This window comes from Paenibacillus sp. 01L418, from assembly GCF_056400045.1.
The window spans coordinates 1-4,355 of sequence record NZ_JBFTSN010000488.1; the positions used below are offsets into that span (position 1 = coordinate 1).

Consider the following 4,355-nt stretch of genomic DNA (forward strand, 5'->3'; position numbering starts at 1 on the left):
ATATATCCCTATGATAATGGAAATTTTCTTTTCCTACAATTGGGAAATTGTTAATATATCCCTATGATAATGGAAATTTTCTTTTCCTACAATTGGGAAATTGTTAGTGGGGAATAAGTTAGTTCAATTGTCATTGGCTATATATCTTTCCTATGCACATACAAACTAAGAAAAATGGGCGAGAGAATCATGTGAAGATATAATTTTTCTTAACAACTGTCGTACTCCTTAGCTTTTTTACTTCATTTGCTACAGAAGCTTCAGTACATCCAAACCTAAAATTAAAAGCAACTGAAAATGCCTAGCATCAACAATTAAATCCCAGTTATTATCGCGTCGTTAAAGAATTTTTTCAACAAAAAATTTTCCCGAATTAAAAATGTGCAAACTTTTGAAAATTATCTTTTCCCCTCGTCTCCGACCTTATTAGGTCGGTTTTTTTGAATTTTATTTATGTTAAGAGCAAGTCTTTCATTAAACTAACGGGCAGATTAACTTAACAAATAGTGGAAGTTTAATTACCGAAAAAGTACACTTAAAATATTGATGGTTCGAAGGGGGTTCCAATGAGGCTTAATTATAGAAATGCAATTTCTAAAGATGAAGAGGTATTGTTTGATCTATCCGCTAAGCTTTCGACTAGTTTTAAGTTGAATAAAACGGATTTCAGACGAACCTTTCTTGATGTTTTGAGTAACAAAGATGCAGACTTAGTAGTCGCAGAGATTGAAACAGGTATCATTGGATATGTACTAGCCTTCCATCACTCCACTTTTTATGCAAATGGTTTAATAAGTTGGGTTGAGGAATTATTCGTACTAGAAGATTACAGGAGTAAAGGTGTTGGAAAAAATCTTATGGTACTTATTGAAGAAAAAGCAGTTCGGCGTGGTTCAAAGCTGGTTGCACTTGCCACAAGAAGAGCAAGTGATTTCTATAAGGCTATTGGTTATGATGAATCCGCTGTTTATTTCAAAAAGTCTTTATCAAGAGCTGACTAAGCTATCGGGAGATAAGAGGTGACAAAATGGATGAAAGAGAGGCTGCCGGCTTAGAGCGGCGATCTCGTTAAGCTAACGGGAAACGATAGTTCAATTAAAACACAGAAGCAGCCGACCACAATGATCGGCTGCTTCATTACGCTAACGGGCAGTATAGTTGAAGATTAATTCCGGTGAACCGAACCACAAGTAACGGCGATGTGGAGTGTTGACGCTGCTCACTATCAGAATATAGGTCACATAGTTGATATAGTTGATGAAAATGCATCTCGAAAGGGGTGCTCTTTTCGTTACAGCAAGATTTGGAAAGTGTATGTTTAGCCATTATGTTATCTTGTATTCATCAAATCAAAATGAAACAGACTGGAGGGCATAAAAGCGATTACGGTTACCATAAAGCGTCATGATTAATCTGAATCGATAGGTATCCTTTTGATAGGTGCATAAATGTGGTATGCCAAATCAAGATTGTGAATGTCATCAAAAAATTGAATAAGTTCAATATGTGAATCGTCTGCTTCCTGCCTGGAAATCTTTAAAAATCTTGCATAATCAGTTTTGAGAACATCACCTATATCAAGGAGGTCACCAGAATATTTGAACTTGGCACAGAAGAGCCGTGGTACATCAACGGTAAAATAGAATGGTCTATTTATCTGAATATCAAATGGGATCCCGAACAGTACCTTGAAGCGAGATGAATTGGGTTGGCAATTAGAATAAATGACGAAACATGAACCATTAACTGTTTTATCAATGTCATTTAACAGTTTAAGCGAATGAGACCGAATCTTCGTCTTGTAATCATCAGTTGCCAGGTCAACCTCAAAGGCTATGCCGCTCACCCGGATTGAATCGAACTCCGTTAGGGTGAAATCGGTAACAATATCACCATTGATGTTTTTAATGGGTCTTCTAACCACAGAAGGCATTGGTGTTTGAGAAATGTTCATATCACTTACTCTTAGAGAGCTTGGAGCCATACCGTATTGGCGTTTGAAAGCGCGGGTGAAAGATGATTGAGTTCCAAAGTTTAGCTGGTAGGCAATATCTGTTAGTGGTAAATGATCGGTTTGAATGCATTGTAGTGATGCGTTCAATCTTCTGGATAATATGTAGTTGTTTAAAGTACAACCCATCATGGCAGAAAAAAGTCTGTGGAAGTAGAATTTGGACATGTTGAAGGTATTAGCCACAGACTCTAGTGATAGAGGCTGGTCTAAATTGTTCTCAATATGGTTTAAAGCACTCTCTATGACTTCGTATTGGTCCATAATAACCCCCAGGAGGTAAAGTTTATGACGCAAGACAGAATGAATGGGATCATCATCGGTATTTTTTATTTTGTTGCTGCAGTCACTTCAGTCATCGCTGTTATTTCTTATGAGCCGGTATTGTCAGAACAATGGTATATGTCCGTGGCAAATGGATTTAAAACAAAGGTTTTACTCGGAGTCATTAACGATCTCTTGCTCGTTCTGACAGCAGTAGGTACAGCCGTTATGTTGTTTCCTTACCTTCGTCGTTGGAATGAACATCTAGCACTAGGACATCTATGCTTTCGATTTATGGAAGCTGTTCTTATTGCAATAGGCGTGGTCAGTATACTAGGTTTATTGCAACTTAGTATTCATTATGAAGCAAACAGCTTAACAAGTGAAGAAAATCTTCACGAGATCGGTTACATGCTGCAAGCTTTCCATCGTTGGACTTCGATGTTAGGACCTAATTTTATGTTGGGTATCAATACGGCATTGTATAGCTATTTGCTTTTTCGAACAGGTTTAGTGCCAAGACCGCTAGCTCTGTTTGGTATGATTACGGCTGTACTCGTATTTATAGCCGGTCTATTAGAAATGTTYGGTATTGTAGAACCTCTATCTGCAGCAAAAGGATTTATTGCTCTACCTGTGGGTATTTATGAGTTGAGTTTGGCAGCCTGGTTGATTGTGAAGGGATTTCACAAGCAAAACCTCAAGAAACTTAGAGCAAAAATAGAGTTATACTAATGTAGATTTTGGTGGCGAGTGTAATATTGTTTTAGATATACTAAGGTGAACCGTATCACAAAATAAAGGAGTTTTGTTGAACTAACGGGAAACGATAGTTGAACAAACTTGGAGTAGTTTGCTGCGGCAGCTGCTCCCTTTCTTTATTAAACTAACGGGCAGATTACGTTAATGGATTTGCATTTTATTTTGTTGCATGCATAAACCCAAGTCACTTAACGGAAATTACTTCAATGGGGTGATTGTAGTGAATGTTAAAAGCTATATCGGGTTACTGCTAGCAGTCATCATTTCCTTCGTGCTTATACAGCCAGTTTACGCTAAACCACACGAAGAACCATTGGAAAGGCTTGTACTTACTTTGTTAACTCCAAATATAAAGGAACAGATTAATCGATATTATGAAGATAAACTAACAGAGTCACCTACGTTTTCGCCTTTTCTAGGAGGGACTGAATTAAACGTTGAATACCATCCTTCGCATATTGATGTTAATGTTACAGTGATTCCGTATGTGGGACCTCATTTAGATGTAGGGATGGACTCGATGAAGTTTCGTGTAGATAATACAGGAGCTGTAATGATTCTAGAATACAAACACATTAGGGACTATGAGTTGCCTCCATACTGGCAACACATTCTTCGTTGAGCTAACGGTACACTATAGCTTATTTTTGTACTTGCATATGATGGAGGAAATATTCTGTATATAAGAGGTATCCATTCCCCTCGCCTCCATACCCACCATGAAAAAAACCGACCTCATAAGGTCGGTTTTTTTGATTTTTAGTCATGTTATGAGCAAGTCTTTTATTAAACTAACGGACAGGTTAACGCAACAACCGAGCTTTTGCGTTCGTCTTAATGGTACAACAGTATTTTTCTTAAAGGGGGGAGAATTATGAGGATAATAATTATTGTTATGTTTCTGTCATTCTTTGCAGCAGGTTGTAGTGATAATAATGGGTCAAACTCATCAAGTACCTATCCAGCTTCCGTTGCTTGGAATAACACCCTTTATGGATTATCTAAAGAAGAGGTTCCAATTGAAGAAGTAGGCAAAGAGATTGGTAAGATTGAAAGAAAAACAACCCCAATGCCAAAGAAAAATGGAGACTCTAACGAAGTGCCAGCAGGGAGTACACTATTTGAAGTCAAAGGAAAAGACCCTCATGAAGTTATTGCAGTCGAAGTAAATGATAAATATGTTATAGCAACAAAATTGGGACCTATTAATTAAACTAAACGGGCGGCAGTTGCCTGAGCTTGACTCCGCTCAATCCAAACGGATCAATAGGTGCAGTTGCATTGCAAACGAGAGAAGGTTTTTGGTTCCATTATTGGA

Annotated in this window: 5 protein-coding genes; 4 read left to right on the forward strand and 1 reads right to left on the reverse strand. The window is 37.7% G+C overall.

Annotated features, from left to right (window positions below; translation table 11 throughout):
* Positions 1-566: 566 nt before the first annotated feature.
* Positions 567-1,001 (forward strand): GNAT family N-acetyltransferase, encoded by a 435-nt coding sequence (locus AC1DSE_RS31055; RefSeq protein WP_441887081.1) that lies wholly within the window; start codon positions 567-569, stop codon positions 999-1,001.
* Between the two features lie 407 nt (positions 1,002-1,408).
* On the opposite strand, the gene AC1DSE_RS31060 is transcribed toward AC1DSE_RS31055, so the two are convergent.
* Positions 1,409-2,275, reverse strand: a complete 867-nt coding sequence (locus AC1DSE_RS31060; RefSeq protein ID WP_441887083.1) for a helix-turn-helix transcriptional regulator — start codon at positions 2,273-2,275, stop codon at positions 1,409-1,411.
* A 24-nt stretch (positions 2,276-2,299) separates the two neighbouring features.
* Between AC1DSE_RS31060 and AC1DSE_RS31065 the strand changes: the two genes are divergently transcribed.
* The 3 genes from AC1DSE_RS31065 (at position 2,300) to AC1DSE_RS31075 (ending at position 4,250) form a co-directional block, all read left to right on the forward strand.
* Positions 2,300-3,010, forward strand: a complete 711-nt coding sequence (locus tag AC1DSE_RS31065) for a DUF4386 domain-containing protein (RefSeq protein ID WP_441887085.1) — start codon at positions 2,300-2,302, stop codon at positions 3,008-3,010.
* Between the two features lie 247 nt (positions 3,011-3,257).
* Entirely contained in the window at positions 3,258-3,659 is a 402-nt protein-coding gene (locus tag AC1DSE_RS31070; protein ID WP_441887089.1) for a DUF3888 domain-containing protein, read from the forward strand.
* A 252-nt stretch (positions 3,660-3,911) separates the two neighbouring features.
* Positions 3,912-4,250, forward strand: coding sequence for a hypothetical protein (locus AC1DSE_RS31075; protein WP_477512958.1), 339 nt, complete (start codon positions 3,912-3,914; stop codon positions 4,248-4,250).
* The last annotated feature ends 105 nt before the right edge of the window (positions 4,251-4,355 follow it).

What these genes read in the sequence shown, in the direction of transcription:
- AC1DSE_RS31055 (WP_441887081.1), top strand. Translation starts at nt 567, where the DNA reads ATGAGGCTTAATTATAGAAATGCAATTTCTAAAGATGAAGAGGTATTG.
- AC1DSE_RS31060 (WP_441887083.1), bottom strand. Translation starts at nt 2,275, where the DNA reads ATGGACCAATACGAAGTCATAGAGAGTGCTTTAAACCATATTGAGAAC.
- AC1DSE_RS31075 (WP_477512958.1), top strand. Translation starts at nt 3,912, where the DNA reads ATGAGGATAATAATTATTGTTATGTTTCTGTCATTCTTTGCAGCAGGT.